The organism is Trinickia sp. NRRL B-1857 (genome assembly GCF_050470685.1).
In the GTDB taxonomy this organism is placed as follows: domain Bacteria; phylum Pseudomonadota; class Gammaproteobacteria; order Burkholderiales; family Burkholderiaceae; genus Trinickia.
In genome coordinates this window covers 3,605,648-3,621,408 of sequence record NZ_JBFLUK010000001.1, presented here as the reverse complement: position 1 = coordinate 3,621,408, position 15,761 = coordinate 3,605,648, and the positions used below count along the sequence as shown (strand labels likewise).

The window sequence follows — 15,761 nt, the reverse complement described above, 5'->3', positions numbered from 1 at the left end:
CGATGGCCGGCTCCACCAACCGATCCAGCATGCGCGGCGGCCGTTCCCGGCGCGCGATGGCCGACATCAACGTCGTGCCGTACATCGACGTTATGCTGGTACTGCTCGTCATCTTTATGGTGACGGCGCCGCTCGTCGCCCCTTCGATCGTGAATTTGCCTACGGTCGGCGGCGCGGCGCCCCAGCAGCAAACGCCCCCCGTCGTCGTCAACATTCGCGCGGACGGCAAGATGACCGTGCGCTACAAGGATGAAGCGGGCGGCGCCGAGCAAGAGCAGCAGATGACGCGCGCGGATCTGGGCACCTTCGTGACGGAGCGCGAGGCATCGCATCCCGATCAACCGGTCGTGATCGCCGCCGACAAGACCGTGCAGTACGACGCGGTCATGAAAGTGATGTCCGACTTGAAGGCGCGCGGCGTCAAGCGTGTGGGCTTGCTCGTCAAATCGCAATAATGAACCCCAAGAAGTCCGTCTATCCGCTTCAACCGCCTCGCGAGCGCGGGACGTGGCGCGCGTTCGCCCTCGCGCTCGTGATGCACGTGCTGCTCGGGCTGTTCCTCTATCACGGCATCCACTGGCAAAACAGCACGCCGGCCGGCGCCGAGGCTGAAATCTGGACCGATATTTCGCCCACGCCGACACCGACGCCGCCCCCTCCTCCCGCGCCGCCCGTGCGCGTCGAACCGACGCCGCCCGTCGACCAGCAACAAGCCGACATCGCGCTGCAAGAAAAGAAGCGTAAGCAGCAAGAGGCCGCGGCACGGGCCGCAGAACTGGAACAAGCGCAGCGCCAGAAGGCGCTACAGGAGCAGCAGGAGCAGGAGCGGCGCCAGGCCGAGCAACTCGCGGCGCAAAAGGCCGCCGCGCAAAAGCTCAAGCAAGAGCAGGCCGAAAAGCAGCGCGAGCAACAGGAACAGCAAAAGCAAGCGCAGCTGAAAAAGCAGCAGGAACAGGAGAAGCAAGCCCAGCTCAAGCAACAGCAGCTCGAGGCCCAGCAAAAGGCCGATGCGGACAAGGCCGCGAAGGCTAAGGCGGCCGCTCAGCAGCAGGCCAAGCAAAAGCAGCAGCTCGAACAGGAGCGGCGCGCGCGGCTCGCGCAATTGCAGGGTATGGCCGGTCAAAGCGAAGGCGGCAACGGCCTCGCGAAGAGCGGCACGGGCAGCGGTTCGGGCGGTACGGCGGCGTCCCCCGGCTATTCGGACAAGGTACGCCGGCGTGTGCGGCCAAACGTTGTTTGGGGCGGCGAAACGGCGGGCCTCGAGACAGTCGTCTCGGTTCACTGCGCGCCGGACGGTCAAGTGTTGTCGGCTTCGATTCAAAAGGGTAGCGGCAATGCCCAATGGGATCAGGCCGCGTTGAACGCCGTGAATGCGTCCAATCCGATGCCGCTCGACACGAACGGACGCGCGCCCGCGTCGTTCCTGATCACGCTGCGGCCGGCGGGCTGACCGGCAGCGCGGATGCACGTTTCGATGAACCCGACCCCGTCAGGAACGATTCGTGCGTCCGAGAGTCTCTTGGCTGTCGTGCCATTTTTTCGTTTTTTGGGATTTTCAGCATGAGTTTGATGACGAAACTAGGCTTGCGGACTTTGTTGGCGTCATGCCTTATCGCGTCGGCCGCTTCGGCGCATGCGCAGCTCAACGTCCTTGTGACGGGCGTCGGCTCGACGCAATTTCCGATCGCCACGGCCAACTTCGCCGGCGAAACCGGCGCGCCGCAATCCGTCAGTGAAATCGTGCGCCAGGACTTGCAGCACAGCGGCAAGTTTTCGTTGATCGACGCCGGTTCGTCGCCGATCTCCGAAACCGATTCCGTCGATTTGGGCGCATGGAAGGTCAAAGGCGCGAACGCGTTCGTCGCGGGTAGCGTGCAGCGCAATGCGAACGGCCAGTACGACGTGCGTTTCCGGCTCTACGACACGGTCAAGGGGCAAAGCCTCGGCGGTTTGTCGTTCACGACGCCCGCCGACAGCTTACGGCTGACGGCGCACAAGATCGCCGATTACATCTACTGGAAGTTGCTCGGTACGCGCGGCGCATTCGCGACGCGGCTGTCCTATGTCGTCAAGGTCGGCAACCGGTATCAGTTGCAGATTTCCGATTCGGACGGCCAGGACGCGCACGTTGCGCTCTCCAGCCCCGAGCCGATCATCTCGCCTGCGTGGTCGCCCGACGGCACGAAGGTGGCGTACGTCTCGTTCGAAAAGCGCAAGCCGATCGTCTATATCCACGACTTGCCCACGGGGCGCCGCGTCGTGATCTCCGATCAGAAGGGCAGCAACAGCGCGCCGACGTGGTCGCCGGACGGCCGCACGGTCGCCGTTGCGCTGACGTTGACGGGCAATACGCAGATCTATTCCGTCAACGCGAACGGTGGCGGTCTGCGTCGTCTATCGCATAGCACGTCGATCGATACCGAGCCCTTCTATTCGCCTGACGGCCAGTGGATTTACTTCACGAGCGACCGGGGCGGTCAACCGCAAATCTATAAAATGCCCGCACAGGGCGAGAGCGCAGGCGCTGCACAGCGCGTGACGTTCACGGGGAACTACAACACGAGCCCGCGCGTGAGCCCGGACGGCAAGGAACTCGCCTACATTTCGCGTGTGGGCGGGGCCTTCAAGCTCTATATCCAGGATCTCGAGACCGGCGTCGCGACGGCGCTGACCGATACCGCACATGACGAATCGCCGAGCTTCGCGGCGAATGGTCAGTACGTTCTTTACGCCACACAGGTGAACGGCCGTGGCGTGCTGGCTGCTGTTTCGACCGATGGTCGGACGCGGCAAATCCTGTCCGTTCGGGGCGGCGTCGTGACCGAGCCGTCTTGGGGTCCTTTTATGCAATGACACACAAGGAGAGTAAAAAATGATGTCCAAACTTCGTATCGCATGTGCCGTGGCGCTGGTCGGTGCGTTGGCAGCGTGCCATTCGGGCACGAAGCTGAACGAAAACCCGACGCAAGGTGCGGTTAGCACGCAGCCGAGCGCCAACACGGTTACGCCGGTCACGGTTGACGAGTTGAACAACCCGAACAGCCCGCTGGCCAAGCGTAGCGTGTACTTCGACTTCGACAAGTACGACGTCTCGAGCCAATACACGTCGCTGCTGCAAGCGCATGCGCAGTATCTGCAAAGCCATCCGCAACGCCACATCCTGATCCAAGGGAACACGGATGAGCGCGGCACGGCCGAGTACAACCTCGCGCTGGGCCAAAAGCGTGCGCAAGCTGTGATGCAAGCGCTGGAAGCCGACGGCGTGCCGGCATCGCAAATGGAAGCCGTGAGCCTCGGTAAGGAAAAGCCGATGGCACAGGGTCATGATGAAGCTTCGTGGGCGCAAAACCGCCGCGCGGACATCATCTATCAGTAATTCGTCTTAGGTGACAACGCGTATGACGCACCGTTTCTCCTGGCTGCGCGGTACCGCAGCCGTATGCGTGGCCGCCTCGGCGCTCGTCGCGGGGCAGGCGCACGCCGGTCTGTTCGATGACGACCAGGCACGACAGGCCATCCTCGACTTGCGAGCGAAGACGGACAACCTCACGAGTCAATTGTCGGCGGCGCAGCGCTCCTTGATCGATCAACAGGGGCGCCTCGATCAGCTCAATCAGCAGATTGCGACGCTGCGCGGACAAAACGAGGATCTGGCGAACCAGGTCTCCACCTTGCAGAAGCAGCAAAAGGACTACTACACCGATCTGGATGGGCGGCTGAAGAAGCTCGAGCCGCAGTCGGAGACGGTGGACGGGGTCCAAGGCACGGTGCAGCCCGGTGAAACGGATGCGTTCAACGCGGCATCGCAGCAGTTTCGAAGCGGCGATTTCAAAGGCGCGGCGGCGGCATTCCGCAGCTTCGTCGCCAAGTATCCGCAGAGTCCCTACCAGCCGACGGCGCAGTACTGGCTGGGCAACGCGCTGTATGCGTTGCACGACTACAAGGGCTCGACGGCGATTTGGCAAGGCATCGTAAAGAACTATCCGCAGCATCCGCGCGCACCCGAGGCGCTGCTGGCGATCGCGAACAACCAGCTCGAGCAAGGCCAGAAGGCGGCCGCTCGCAAGACGTTGCAGCAGATCGTTTCGCAGTACAGCGGGTCGGACGTTGCGCAGACCGCGCAACAAAAGCTTGCGCAGACGAAGTAGAGATCGGTCGAGGACATCTTGAAGCTCGGCGTTGACGAGCTTTTCAAGGGTCGCTATAATCTCGCCTCTTCGGGTCGTTAGCTCAGTTGGTAGAGCAGCGGACTTTTAATCCGTTGGTCACGTGTTCGAGTCACGTACGGCCTACCAAGAAAGTGAGGGGTTGCGTGTGAGCGCAACCCCTTTTTCTTTTTCGGCTGTCGATGGCGTGTCGACAGCGTTGACACACCGGCGAGCCGTGTCCCACTTCAATTGGCACTGTTCGCGGTCGCCTCGATGTCGGCGGTATCCCATCTTCCGCGACGCATGGCCTCGGCCTGGCCTGCATCCTCAAGTTCGGTAGCAAGAGCACGGGCCCGGCGAAATCGATCGGGAAACAGCCCCAGGAACGATGAAAGTAGCCGCTAACATCCCAGCCGGCGCGGCACTTCTACGGAAAGCTTTGCGGCTGCACGTAAGACAACTCGGCCCACCTGTCGATGAATTCAGATCACTTCTCAGTATCCCGCACAACAAAATACAGGCTTTTTGTTTGTTCGTTCAAAATATACCCCCCGACCACACTTTGAAATGATCCACTTCTCCCAACTCCGTCAAAATTAAAGCTAACACACAAATATTGCTGACTTCCATCCTTGGCCAGACTCCATTGCGCCAACGCCGGACTGAAATCAGCTGGCTTATACCCTCTGTTATCGCCAATAGGCACGGACTCATACAGCCCATACAGCTTTTCACGATAAATCAATGCCCGATCTAATTTTCTCTCGGCATAACCAATATCAACGCCGTTATGTTTAAAAAAATAGCTTGCATTGAATCCATCCGCGTAGCCATCTTCTTGATAAACTTCGCTCACATCAATATTTTGGATGGTGACTGCCTGCACAATTGACTGCGCCCGAAGGCAACTTCTGATCAGGTTCTCGCTCGGCGGCATCGCCCATCCAACACAGGATGCGAGCATAGTTGCCACACCGAAGCTACTTTTTATCATCTAAATTCGATCCCACGCTAGGACGAGCAATCATTCCATTGGTTTATACCCGTCCGGCGGCAAAAACAACTCTCGCAGTATGCCGGCAACTCGTCAATCTACCTCTCAGAATCTGGCGCAACAAATTAATATTTTTCACGGCAAACCATACATTTTTTCCCTCCTATCATTTCGATATAACACAATGTCCCGCGCAGTTAAAATCAATGCAGGGAAACATCCCACAGATATATCCGGCACCGCATAATACAGAACAAGCGCCCCATCTGACCTAGGCGAGAAGGTCAACGGAAAATCAATTAATCCCGCCAACAACTCCACACCCTCACGACACGATGCATTATTTATGCTTTTTAAGCATAAGTTTTCTTAGCAAATTCAAGAAGCTCCCTCGAAAAAATAATTGATCACCCGGACGCGTAACAATGTCGCAAACTCGATTCAGATCGATTCGCACCCCGGCCTTCTTTTCAAATACGACGGCGTAATGATAACTAGAGGAATGTACGCTATCGCAAATCATCGCACCGGAAACCCGCAAAGAAAAAATTTCTTTTGTTTCGATAGTTTTCTCTATCGACGCCATATAGCTCCCCGAGCTATCCATACCTTCCACATTTTCTATGCATCGTTTCGCATCAGACTTAACGCGCTCGTGCAAAGAGCGAAGTGCCCTTATCAGTCGCGGCGAGGCGTCTTTAATTTCTGGGATACGATCTATTTCAATCGCATCATCCGCAGCATGAACCGAAGATGACATCACGATCAATGCCATCAACGCGATGAAACAAATTGCGCACACATGCATGGCCTTGCCATTCGCAATCGCACGTACGGGAGCTGATTGGTTGCCGTCGGTCAGCGCGATCAAATGTGCGCCCCTATGCCAGCCAAAGTTGAAGCTGACCGGATAGGCCCTGTTGCTGGGGCGCACTCAAGCATATTTGATGTGCATACATCGCCATATGCATAACTGAATTGCCGGTGTCCGCAGTCGCCATCACATCGTTCTGCTGTGGCTGTACCGCAGAAAAGGAAGGGGGTATCGATAATCATAGAACGTCAGCTGGCCGAGCATCCAGCATCCGAGCCGGCTCTGACGTAATTTTCGCCGCATGCACACTGTACGGGATCATTGTCTAGCACACTGGCTCTCCCGTCCACTTCCATGTCCGTGCCGGTCCCTTGGATTGGGTGCTCACCGGGGCAATTACGACACGTAGCCATTTCTTGATCGAGCGCTATACGCCGGTCACCATCAAACATAGTTGATGCAGTTGCAATGACCTCCCCACCCGTGGTGGTCGGATCACCGTGGCAGACAGATGCTTTACTCACCGATGAAAATCTGAAGATCCTTTTCAAATTAATGATTACCTTAAAATACCTACAAGTACACAAAATTTACTTCACCACAACTGATTTTAAAATTACCGTCGCACGTTTGACGGCATTTTCTTTCGATCGATGAAGTGATTTTGGCCCAATCCAATAAGTGATAGATAACGTCTCATTGCGCCCCGCCTCAACCAATTCATAGCAATCGCCACCATAGGCTGACGGTCCCTCACTGTCAGTTGCCGGGCATGCAGGAAAAGCCTCGTATGCAACCTTACCAGAACCGACCTCCTTTTTCTTCACAGTCGTTGTCGCGCTAAACAGCATCAAGGATCCATCATCGCTATACCAATAAGGTTTGACTGAACCAGTATCCAAACCGCAGTGATCAAGGCTCGCCTTGCAAACAGTTAGGATATCCTCTGCATCTGAACCCTTCACTTTCAAGTAGTAGGCATAAAACCCTTCTTCAGTTACCCCTCCAAATTGCACCTTCGAATACCTATTTTCCGGATAATAAAATAACACGTATTCATCGGAGAACGCTTTGCAAGCCCCCTGAGCACTGCTCTCCCCGCAGTTCACGCAAATGGCGACGAACATAAAATCCAAAAAAACTCGATTAATTTTGTACATCAATCATCTCCCAACAACTTATAAAGTCGCAAGGTATGATAGATCCGATTCTCTTCCCCATGAAGTCCACCATTGATTGCCCTGGTAACTCCTTTAACAACCTCCTCATTCACGCCGTAGTCTGCGTCAATATTTATCGTACTCCTAAGATGCGGCAAACCTCGATTCGGACTAGCCTCCCAATACCACGCCCCGGCATCTATCGTGTTGTAAGGAACGGTTAAGAGGATATCCGGCTTCGGTATATTTGGCCTGATCGGATGCGAACGACTCCACCAGAATGGGGTGAAAGAGCTTCTCGCCAGCCATCCCCTATAGACCCAATACTCGACGTAGTTATATTTTCCCGTTAACTGTTTCATACCTCTTCCTCGGAATTTGTACCCATCCCCAGGAAGATCATTTCCATTTGATCGAGCATAAAGAGAATTGCAGGAAGCCTCGCTTCTATTCTCATTCATCCACGCGAGCGTTCTCGACTCTTGCGCCCCCTGCCCTAAGAAATGAGACATTCGATTTGGATTTCTAGTAATTGAATGCTTTTCCATAAGTCGATTCAGAATTACGCCATATCGATTGCGCACATCATCTGACAGCGCATTATCAGCCTGATGCAACTTCCCATCGGATTTCTCGAAATATGTATTCGGATAAATCAGCTCCAGCTCGTCGAAGGAGAGCCAACGACAATTTCTCATTTGTTTTATGAATCCAGTGACAGGAAAATGCCAGCACTGGTTAGCTGGTGGCAAGTCGACATCGACAATATCCTCCCAAAAGCCCAGGACGCGCGCGTGCTCCATCAACGTTAGGAAATCCTCATTGGACAGTGGACTGCTCAAAGCTTCGTGCGGGCTCTTCAACCACATGTACCGGTCGAATCGTCCAATTCTGCTCCATTCGCTCGGGAATTTGCAGACGGCATACGCGAGACGCCGCTTGACAACATCATTTCTCAATGACTCTATGGCGTCGGCATGCGTGACATGCCCCGAGTGATTGACATCAAGCCATTGCTTTACCGTGGGCGAGTCGCACAGACTGTCAGGAGTCGGGTCATCCTTAATGAAGCTCCAGCCAGCCCACTCAGGAAAATCAGCATCGCTATAAATCCGTACAGCGGCCAAAGACAGGTTGACCCACCCCTCACCATCGGGCGTATTGACCTTTCTCCAATGGTAGAAGCTCGCGCCATTCGGAATCTGGTCAACAACGCAGCGGCCGAAGCGGATCATTTCGAAGATCGCGCTTGGCGATGGTGCGATTATCCCGGTAACGCCCGCGAGACTGCCGTCGTTATAGCGGCTTTGCAGGTCGCTAGCGCGTTTGTATAAGTTGTATTCCGCGTCCCTTTCCGTCGCCATTGCTCCAGAAGCCGACCAATTTCCGGCTGCGTCCTGAACATAGGCCGCAAACGTGCAGTCTTTGTCGTAATGCATACGAAACACCAGATCGCAACTGGTTCCGGTCCCTACGATGGAAGACTGTGCGTGGAGCCCCCCAACAGCCGGAGCGCTATCGTCATCACGATAAGGATGGGGCTCGTTGGCGAAAAGCTTGGCTCCCTTGGGCACGAAGAACCAGATGTCCCCATAGACCGCATCGGTCCTCCCGGTTTGCCCAACCGGCCCGGGCTCGCGGCCGATGATCTTCTTCAGATTCGCTTCGTCGCACACGATCTCGAAGTGGATCTGGGGAAACTGTCCATAGATCTGGCCGGGAGTGCCCAAGATGTCCTTGCGATAGATCTTTTTCCCCACGGCCAGCGTTGGCATGACGGTTTGCAGATGCATGTACACCGAATAGAAGGTGATCTTCGCGTTGTCGCCTTCGCCAATTTCCGTATCGTGCCGAATCACCACACAGCCATCATCGGTGCGTACGCCGCGGTATTGAAGCGCCGGATTCTTGGTCGTATCCGTGGCGCGCACATGTACGACCTTGCCGTCCGCAATCGCTCGCACGGGAGCCGGCTGGTTGCCGTCGGTCGGCGCGATCAAATGCGCTCCCCCATGCCAGCCAAGGTTGAAGCTGATCGGATAAGCGCCGTTGCCGGGCGAACATTCGAGCATGTTCGTCGCACATACGTCGCCATCGGGCACAACCGAATTGCCTACATCCGCAGTCGACATCACATCGTTCTGCTGAGGCTGCGCCGCTACAAGAAAGGGAGGGCTGATGATCATAGAACGCTTGCAAGGATTAAAGTGAATGCGAGTAATCGTCGGTCGGCGTGCCCGATCCGAACGGCGGGAAACTGGGCACCTGCGCGTCGGCTCCCTGCTTGCTCCATTTCGGGGTTTTCTCGACGATCGGCCCCGATGAGCCGTTAGTGATCCCACTGCCGTTTATCTGCACATATGAGCCGCCCGCGCCGATCCAGACTTCCTTCGCAGCGGTGATGACGACTCGTCCGTCGGTGCTCGAAATTGAAATGTCCTTGAGCGCCATGAGCGCCATCTCGCCGCTTTGCGCCTGGAGTTCGACGGCGCCCTTGGCTGCGAACAGTTTGATTCCCAGGTTTTGGGCGAATAGACTGATTTTGTCGAGCACACTGGCCAGCAGCGATTTCCTCGCGGTAATCGACAGGCTTCGGCCCGCCGTGAGCGCAATGTGCTGCTCGCCACTGATGTGTACTGTCGCAGGCGTGGTTGCTTGCAGGCCGCTCGCTGCGGCGAGTAATAGATGCGGTTCGTTCAGTTCGGGAAACGAACTATCGCCGCGAACACCCGGGCGTCCACTAATACTGTCGACCTGAATCCGCAACGCGTCGGCTACGCCTATTTGATCGCCTCCGCTATCCTGCGCCCGATGCTGCTGAGCCAGTTTGCCGAGCTCCTCGTGCTGCCGCTGCGCTTGCACGAGACGCGATGCCGGTTCACTCACGTCCGCGATGTGCGATTTGCCTGTCGGCCGAATCTCGGTACTAACCAACATGCCTTTTCCCGAGCGAATCGCCCCCACCGCATCGGTGCGTAACTCGAATCCCTCCCCTCGCGCATCTAGCCGACCTTGCCAATCGTCGATGCGGGTAATACTCCCGAGCGATAACTGACTGACAGCATGGTCGCTACGCAGTTGGGTCTGAATCGAGTTCGCCGTATCGTCCAGGATGAGATGATTGCTGCGCCCGACGTCCTGATTGCCCTGATCTCCAACTAATTCGCGGCTGCGGATGCCAGTCAGCGCTCGCTGGTGCGGCAACCGCCACGCCGACATATTGTCACGCCCAAAGAGCCTGCCCGTAACGATGGGGTGGTCGGGATTCCCATCCAACCACATGACGATCACCTCGGAGCCGATCCGAGGGAGCGCGGTCATGCCTTGATTGCCTCCCGCCCATCCGCTCGACACGCGGACCCAGGTCGTATGGTTACCTTCCCGGTCCCAATGAAACTGCACCAAGACACGGCCGTACTCGTCCGTGTAAAGACTCTCGCCCTCCGGCCCGACGACCCTCGCCGTCTGAGGCGCCAATATGCGCGTGTCGATGCTGTTGTACCCACGCGCAGGCCGCCAGGGCGTCCGTAGATGCACGCACCTGAATCGGTTGCTGTAGGTTGCCGGCACGCCGACACCCTGGAGATAGTTGTTCGTCGCAAGGTGATACGCGCAGGTAATAAGGTATTCGTCGTCGTACTTGTCGTCGCTGATCGAATGGCCGAAGTAATCGGTCAACTGAAACCATCGACCCGGCATCACGAATCGGTTATTGCCCTCTGCCTCCCATCGTCGCGCGGTCGCCTCGATCGCTTCCACTTGGACATCGGTGAGCTTCTGGCCGTCCTCCGTGTTTTGATGGCCGAACGAGCCCGCGTACCGGTACATCTCGAGTTTTTGCTTGCCACTGCCCTTCCACGCATCCGTCCGCGAATCAACGAAGCCGCCGCTACGCGCGTTCAGGCCGAAGTGTTTGAAGTCGGTGCGAGACTCCGCAATATGCGTAGAGGTGCTCTCGTGAATGAGCGACCACGACCGAATGCCGTCCGCTTCCTCGGAGCCTGTCTCGTCCTGGTACGGAATCTTGGGCGTGGGACCATCGATCGCCGGCTCGTCGCGTGTCGGATCGGACACGATCAGCTTGTGCTCCCTGGCCGTGTGTTCGTACCAATAGCAAAAGCCGCGATGCTCCCAGCGGCGATGAACGTAGTTGTGGTCGTGCTCGTCGAACTGGCAGGCCATCGGCATCGCAGGGTCGCGTTCGCGAACCTTCCAATCCCACACCGCCAACGCGCCATAGTCGCCGAAAATATCGGCGCTCTGGCTATGGATAGCCTGATCCGCGAAGAGCCGGTTGTTCTTGCGTAGCGTCAGATAGCGAACCCACGGGCCCATTTCGGCTTCATAAGAAGCGACTCCGCCATCGGTCTTAACCAGCCGAAAGGAAAATATATAACCATTGAAATATCGAAAGCTTCCGTCGTTCCGTAGCAACTGCACCGAAATTTGCTTGTCGACGAAATCCCTTGGGTCGAGCTTGGCATTATCGGACAAGATCTCGACAACAAATCGAAAATCGCGCGAAAGGTATTCCTCGCCTTCGAAGCGGTTCGCGAGCAGGACCTTGTACGGCGTATCGCCCCGTGGGAACGACAAAGCCAGTAGTCGATTATTCTGCATCCCCGCAGCGAGCTTACGTAAATCCTGAACAGACAACTTGATATTCATTGGCAAGCCTGGCAGATACGCCAATATTCGAAATCGGGTGATTTTATTGGGTGAATTTACACACCCTCATGGGATTGAGCGAAACTCGGACTGATTGACGTTTTCTAAAAAATTGTCGACTCTTTGTGGATATCGGCAATCGTCATCGATTCAAGATCTAGATCCTCATAAGCGCGGACCAGCCCCTCGTCTCGGTTCACACCGACAGAGGATTGCGCCGCTCGTCGAGGCCACAACCAATTGCACAAAGCTGTTAGCCGTCGCATAAGGTGCGAAGTAACGTGCCATCACACCGGCAAACACTGCCACACTGTGCGCCACGAAGGACTGATCGTCGATTTCTAAGGTGACTTCGATCCCACGTTCCATCGCCGGCTGCGGGCCTCTCGCCATCAACGCCATGACCGGCCGATGGCGAAGGCCCCTGATCCCGTCGATGTGTCGCGCCTTTTGCGGCGAGAGCTCGGCAAATTGCTGGAGGACCTGTTTGAGGGCCGGCAGTCCGAACTGATTCAGGTTCATGGCGTGCGTTGCCTGCTGGCCGATGAGCCGCCATAGCGCTCCGTTTTTGCGAGCAAGCCGAGCGACGGACGTCGGAGCATGCAGCAGCGAGATCTTTTTGGCCGTTTGTGCGTTGCCTTGCATCCGCATGTCCCCGTTGCGAGCACCAATAGGAATTGAACGAGGCAGATCCCCATTGGAGCACGTCAGATCGACCAGCAAGGCCTCAGAAACGCCCTTTGATTCGACCGGGCCGTCTGCACTGGCTAGGCGCAGCACCGATGCCTGGGTGGGAGCAGATGGCGTGGGACGCGGAAGGTGGACGAAGGTCCACCTAGGGTGTGCTTTGCTCGCGTGACCCGCCATCAGCGCGTCCGATGACAAAAGCCCCTCGCCCTTGTCCGTGCAGACTCGCTCAACCGCCCAGACCTCGGCGGGTGCGTCGTTCTTACTTTCGATCGAGATCGGCCACGCACTACTCTTCCGGTCGCACTTGAGCGACACGCCTTCCTTGCGGAATAAATTCACGACCGGCGTGCAAAACAGCCTCAGATGATCCGCACAGAAGTGCGTGAGCTGCTCGGCCATTCGCGAACTCGATGTCGTGCCCGTTACAAGAAGATGCAGTGTGAGGCGGTCGCCAGGAGCCGCCGCGCATAACGATTCGAGATCGATGTCGACGAAATGAAAACGTTGCGGGAACGCGAAGTACTCCCCTAGCTGCCCGAATGCCTGACCGGGTTCCTCGTGATCCGTAACAAGCCAATCACGCAGCCCCCAGCCCACCGGTTTGAGCGGAATGTCCGAAAGGCGTATCCAATGCCCGTCGCCGTTTTCCACGTAAGCACTCGTCGCACGCAGCAACATCGTATCGGTGAGTGCGGCCACCATCGCCGGCTCGCCCATGAGATAGACGCGAAGCGTAGCAACGGTTGCAGCATCGAGGTGCCCGCCGATCTTGGCCGAACGAAAGCTCACGGACAGCATGCCGCTGACATCGTGCGGCACCGTCACACTGGTCGGGATTGTTGGCGTGCGGAAGTACTGCGCTTGCGCGATTCGCAGTGGCGCAAGCACGACGTCATATGCAGTTCGAAAAGGGAACTGGCCCACGGACGTCTCCAACGGCGTACCGCGCGCGAACCGAACAGGCTCGGTCGAACTGTTGAACATGCTTCCCGGATCGAACTGGGCAATCGAAGACGACGGAAAGGGCCGCAGATACTGCGGATACGACCGCTGGATGATCGCCACGGACAATTCCGGATAATCGTCGTCGATCTTCGCGCGGTGGCGGGCGTTCAACAACGCCGTCGATTGCACGAGACGCTCGACGCCCGGATCATCCGAGCGCCCATCGCCGTTAATCGATAGGCGCGCAGTCGCTTGCGGGTTCCGCTCAGCAAAGGCGCGCATGTCGCGGCGCAGCGTCTCAAGCTCCTGTTCATAGCAGTGGCGCAGCACGTCGTCGTCGAGATCATCGTAGTCTATGGTCATCGGTCAAGGCTTCCTCTCGTTATCCGAGCACCGAGTCGCTGCTGTGCGGCTTGCATCGCATGATCTCTTCTCCCGTATGCTTGGACACGACGACCAACCGCACGAAGCTGTTGAGAAGCACGTAATACCCAAGAAACGTATCGATCGCACCCGCGAATGTCGCGATACCGGACCCAACGAAGTGGCGTTCATCGATGATCAGACGTATCTCGATGCCTCGTACGGCTGTCGGAAACGGATTGCCGGACAACTCCAACACGGACTCGTGCGACTCGACATCGACGATCCCTTCGATATGACGCGATGACACCACCGAGCGGCGTATGTCATACAGCACCAACATCGTCTTGAGTCCCGCGAGATGCATCTCCGCGAGCGAAAGGTAGCCGAGCGCCATGTGCGAGGCCAGCCGCAATTGCAGATCGTCGTCGAACGCGAACCGTAGTGTTTGCGTCGGCCGACGCAGCATGGCGATGACCGGCACCGCTCCCCCCTCGACATCGTCCTCCATAAACAGATCGCCGCCTTGCAGCCCCATCGCCAGTCGCGATGGGAGATCACGGTTCGTGCAGGTCAGCTTCAGACTCAACGTATCCGTCTGCGCGACCGTCGGGTCGAAATCGGCGTCGATTACCGAAATTTCCGTTTCGTAACCGGGGCTCATCGACGCCGCCGCATCATTGCGGTGTGCGAACCAATAGCACCGCGCCCGCTGGTCGTCGCCATAACGCTGCGAGTGAAGCGGCCGTAACTCGATGACCTGGCTTTGCTCCCGCGTTTGCCGTACGAGCTCGACCGAATCGATCGAGTAGATGTCGTACGCAGATGCGTGACTCGCGTCCGCCACGACGGGATACATGACCTCCTCGTGCGTGATGCGAATCGGTTCGCCTCTCCGGCTGAACAGGTTGACGATCGGCGTGGAAAAAAGCCTGAAATGTGCACTCGACAACGACTCCAACAGCCGTCCCGCATACGGCTTGCCGCAGCCCTCCTTCAAAACCAGATGGAGCGTGGCGCGTCGGCACGGACCCACCGTATCGAGCGTCGCACCGAGATCGATGTCGGCAAAATCGAATTTTTCCGGGAATCCGAAATATTCGCTCAGCGGCTGGTAAGCCGGGTGCGATCGTAAAGGATAGTCGAGCAGCGCATCGCTCTCACCGAAGCCGGCTTGCCTAATGGGCACCGCCCGCAGCGGCTTCCAGTGGCCATCCCCTTCGGCCTCCACATAGCTTGTCAGCGCATGTATGAAAAAACCGTCGGCCAGCGCCGCAGTGAATGACGACTCGCCGTTCAAATGCACGCGGACCATACGCAGGTCGAGCGAGCGCAAATCGACCTGCGGCGCCGTCGACTCGAATGTGATCGATACGATCCCTGCTGCGCTCACGGGTAGAACGACGGGTGCGGGTGCGGCCGCCGCCGGTAGGTAGCGCGCTTCCCTGATCGCGATCGGTGCGAGCGTGACATCGTACGCAGTTCTGAATCGGCAATGGACGCCGTCGATCGATCGGCTGATCAATTCCGTGCCCCGCACGAAGGTATGGACCCGCTGTTCGCCGCCTGCCGGATCGATCGAAAACTGAGCAACCGAGCACGCGGGAAAGGGCCGCAGATAGTGCGGATATAAGGTGTCGAACAACGTCTCGACGCTGTGCGGATAGCCGTCCTTGAGCTTCTTGGCGATGCGCGCATCCAGCAGCGCGATCGACTGGATCACCTGCTCGAGATGAGGATCGTCGATATGCTCGCCCTCCGGCAGCAGTCCTCCCGCGATTTTTGGGTAACGCTGCGCGAAGTCTTCGGAATGGCGGCGCAAAAACCTTAGTTCGCGCTCGTAGTACGGCAGCAACTCGTCCATCTATCTCTCGGAGTCTGGCACGACGGCAGACGCCGGCTGAATCCGACGATCGTCGATCGGTTCATTTTCCGTCGCAGCGCCTGTCCTGAACGCCGGAATATTCCGAGATATTGGG

At 57.3% G+C, this 15,761-nt stretch carries 13 protein-coding genes and 1 tRNA gene; 6 read left to right on the top strand and 8 right to left on the bottom strand.

Translation table 11 applies throughout. The features are described 5' to 3' along the window. Positions 1-2: 2 nt before the first annotated feature. The 6 genes from tolR to AB1286_RS16125 all read left to right on the top strand — a co-directional run bounded on the left by tolR (position 3) and on the right by AB1286_RS16125 (position 4,295). Positions 3-455 carry a protein TolR gene (tolR, locus tag AB1286_RS16150; RefSeq protein WP_430364212.1) on the top strand — a complete coding sequence of 151 codons (453 nt, stop codon included), beginning with the start codon at positions 3-5 and terminating at the stop codon, positions 453-455. Next, on the top strand, positions 455-1,450 hold the full coding sequence (tolA, locus tag AB1286_RS16145) for a cell envelope integrity protein TolA (protein ID WP_430364211.1): 996 nt from the start codon (positions 455-457) through the stop codon (positions 1,448-1,450). The genes tolR and tolA overlap by 1 nt, the downstream gene beginning before the upstream one ends. Before the next feature lie 110 nt (positions 1,451-1,560). Further along, a complete protein-coding gene (tolB, locus tag AB1286_RS16140; RefSeq protein ID WP_430364210.1) occupies positions 1,561-2,853 on the top strand; it encodes a Tol-Pal system beta propeller repeat protein TolB in 1,293 nt (430 codons plus the stop codon). 19 nt (positions 2,854-2,872) lie between these two features. After that, positions 2,873-3,376 carry a peptidoglycan-associated lipoprotein Pal gene (pal, locus tag AB1286_RS16135; RefSeq protein WP_430364209.1) on the top strand — a complete coding sequence of 168 codons (504 nt, stop codon included), beginning with the start codon at positions 2,873-2,875 and terminating at the stop codon, positions 3,374-3,376. Positions 3,377-3,398: 22 nt separating this feature from the next. Beyond that, positions 3,399-4,148 (top strand): tol-pal system protein YbgF, encoded by a 750-nt coding sequence (ybgF, locus tag AB1286_RS16130; RefSeq protein WP_430364208.1) that lies wholly within the window; start codon positions 3,399-3,401, stop codon positions 4,146-4,148. A gap of 71 nt (positions 4,149-4,219) precedes the next feature. Further along, positions 4,220-4,295 (top strand) — tRNA-Lys (locus tag AB1286_RS16125). Positions 4,296-4,635: 340 nt separating this feature from the next. On the opposite strand, the gene AB1286_RS16120 is transcribed toward AB1286_RS16125, so the two are convergent. The 8 genes from AB1286_RS16120 to tssF (AB1286_RS16085) all read right to left on the bottom strand — a co-directional run bounded on the left by AB1286_RS16120 (position 4,636) and on the right by tssF (AB1286_RS16085) (position 15,646). Further along, positions 4,636-5,142: a hypothetical protein gene (locus tag AB1286_RS16120; RefSeq protein WP_430364207.1), complete on the bottom strand. Its 507-nt coding sequence runs from the start codon at positions 5,140-5,142 to the stop codon at positions 4,636-4,638. A gap of 340 nt (positions 5,143-5,482) precedes the next feature. Then, on the bottom strand, positions 5,483-6,013 hold the full coding sequence (locus tag AB1286_RS16115; RefSeq protein ID WP_430364206.1) for a hypothetical protein: 531 nt from the start codon (positions 6,011-6,013) through the stop codon (positions 5,483-5,485). Between the two features lie 191 nt (positions 6,014-6,204). Further along, a complete protein-coding gene (locus AB1286_RS16110) occupies positions 6,205-6,480 on the bottom strand; it encodes a PAAR domain-containing protein (protein WP_430365088.1) in 276 nt (91 codons plus the stop codon). Positions 6,481-6,546: 66 nt separating this feature from the next. Continuing rightward, positions 6,547-7,116, bottom strand: a complete 570-nt coding sequence (locus AB1286_RS16105; protein ID WP_430364205.1) for a hypothetical protein — start codon at positions 7,114-7,116, stop codon at positions 6,547-6,549. Next, complete coding sequence (locus tag AB1286_RS16100; RefSeq protein ID WP_430364204.1) at positions 7,116-9,302, bottom strand: M23 family metallopeptidase; 2,187 nt, start codon at positions 9,300-9,302, stop codon at positions 7,116-7,118. Before AB1286_RS16100 ends, AB1286_RS16105 begins: the two co-directional genes overlap by 1 nt. Before the next feature lie 16 nt (positions 9,303-9,318). Further along, positions 9,319-11,736 carry a type VI secretion system Vgr family protein gene (locus AB1286_RS16095; RefSeq protein WP_430364203.1) on the bottom strand — a complete coding sequence of 806 codons (2,418 nt, stop codon included), beginning with the start codon at positions 11,734-11,736 and terminating at the stop codon, positions 9,319-9,321. A 213-nt stretch (positions 11,737-11,949) separates the two neighbouring features. After that, a complete protein-coding gene (tssF, locus tag AB1286_RS16090) occupies positions 11,950-13,782 on the bottom strand; it encodes a type VI secretion system baseplate subunit TssF (protein ID WP_430364202.1) in 1,833 nt (610 codons plus the stop codon). A gap of 19 nt (positions 13,783-13,801) precedes the next feature. Then, positions 13,802-15,646 (bottom strand): type VI secretion system baseplate subunit TssF, encoded by a 1,845-nt coding sequence (tssF, locus tag AB1286_RS16085; protein WP_430364201.1) that lies wholly within the window; start codon positions 15,644-15,646, stop codon positions 13,802-13,804. Between the last annotated feature and the right edge of the window lie 115 nt (positions 15,647-15,761).

What these genes read in the sequence shown, in the direction of transcription:
- tolR (WP_430364212.1), top strand. Translation starts at nt 3, where the DNA reads ATGGCCGGCTCCACCAACCGATCCAGCATGCGCGGCGGCCGTTCCCGG.
- tolA (WP_430364211.1), top strand. Translation starts at nt 455, where the DNA reads ATGAACCCCAAGAAGTCCGTCTATCCGCTTCAACCGCCTCGCGAGCGC.
- tolB (WP_430364210.1), top strand. Translation starts at nt 1,561, where the DNA reads ATGAGTTTGATGACGAAACTAGGCTTGCGGACTTTGTTGGCGTCATGC.
- pal (WP_430364209.1), top strand. Translation starts at nt 2,873, where the DNA reads ATGATGTCCAAACTTCGTATCGCATGTGCCGTGGCGCTGGTCGGTGCG.
- ybgF (WP_430364208.1), top strand. Translation starts at nt 3,399, where the DNA reads ATGACGCACCGTTTCTCCTGGCTGCGCGGTACCGCAGCCGTATGCGTG.
- AB1286_RS16120 (WP_430364207.1), bottom strand. Translation starts at nt 5,142, where the DNA reads ATGATAAAAAGTAGCTTCGGTGTGGCAACTATGCTCGCATCCTGTGTT.
- AB1286_RS16105 (WP_430364205.1), bottom strand. Translation starts at nt 7,116, where the DNA reads ATGTACAAAATTAATCGAGTTTTTTTGGATTTTATGTTCGTCGCCATT.
- AB1286_RS16100 (WP_430364204.1), bottom strand. Translation starts at nt 9,302, where the DNA reads ATGATCATCAGCCCTCCCTTTCTTGTAGCGGCGCAGCCTCAGCAGAAC.
- AB1286_RS16095 (WP_430364203.1), bottom strand. Translation starts at nt 11,736, where the DNA reads ATGCAGAATAATCGACTACTGGCTTTGTCGTTCCCACGGGGCGATACG.
- tssF (WP_430364202.1), bottom strand. Translation starts at nt 13,782, where the DNA reads ATGACCATAGACTACGATGATCTCGACGACGACGTGCTGCGCCACTGC.
- tssF (WP_430364201.1), bottom strand. Translation starts at nt 15,646, where the DNA reads ATGGACGAGTTGCTGCCGTACTACGAGCGCGAACTAAGGTTTTTGCGC.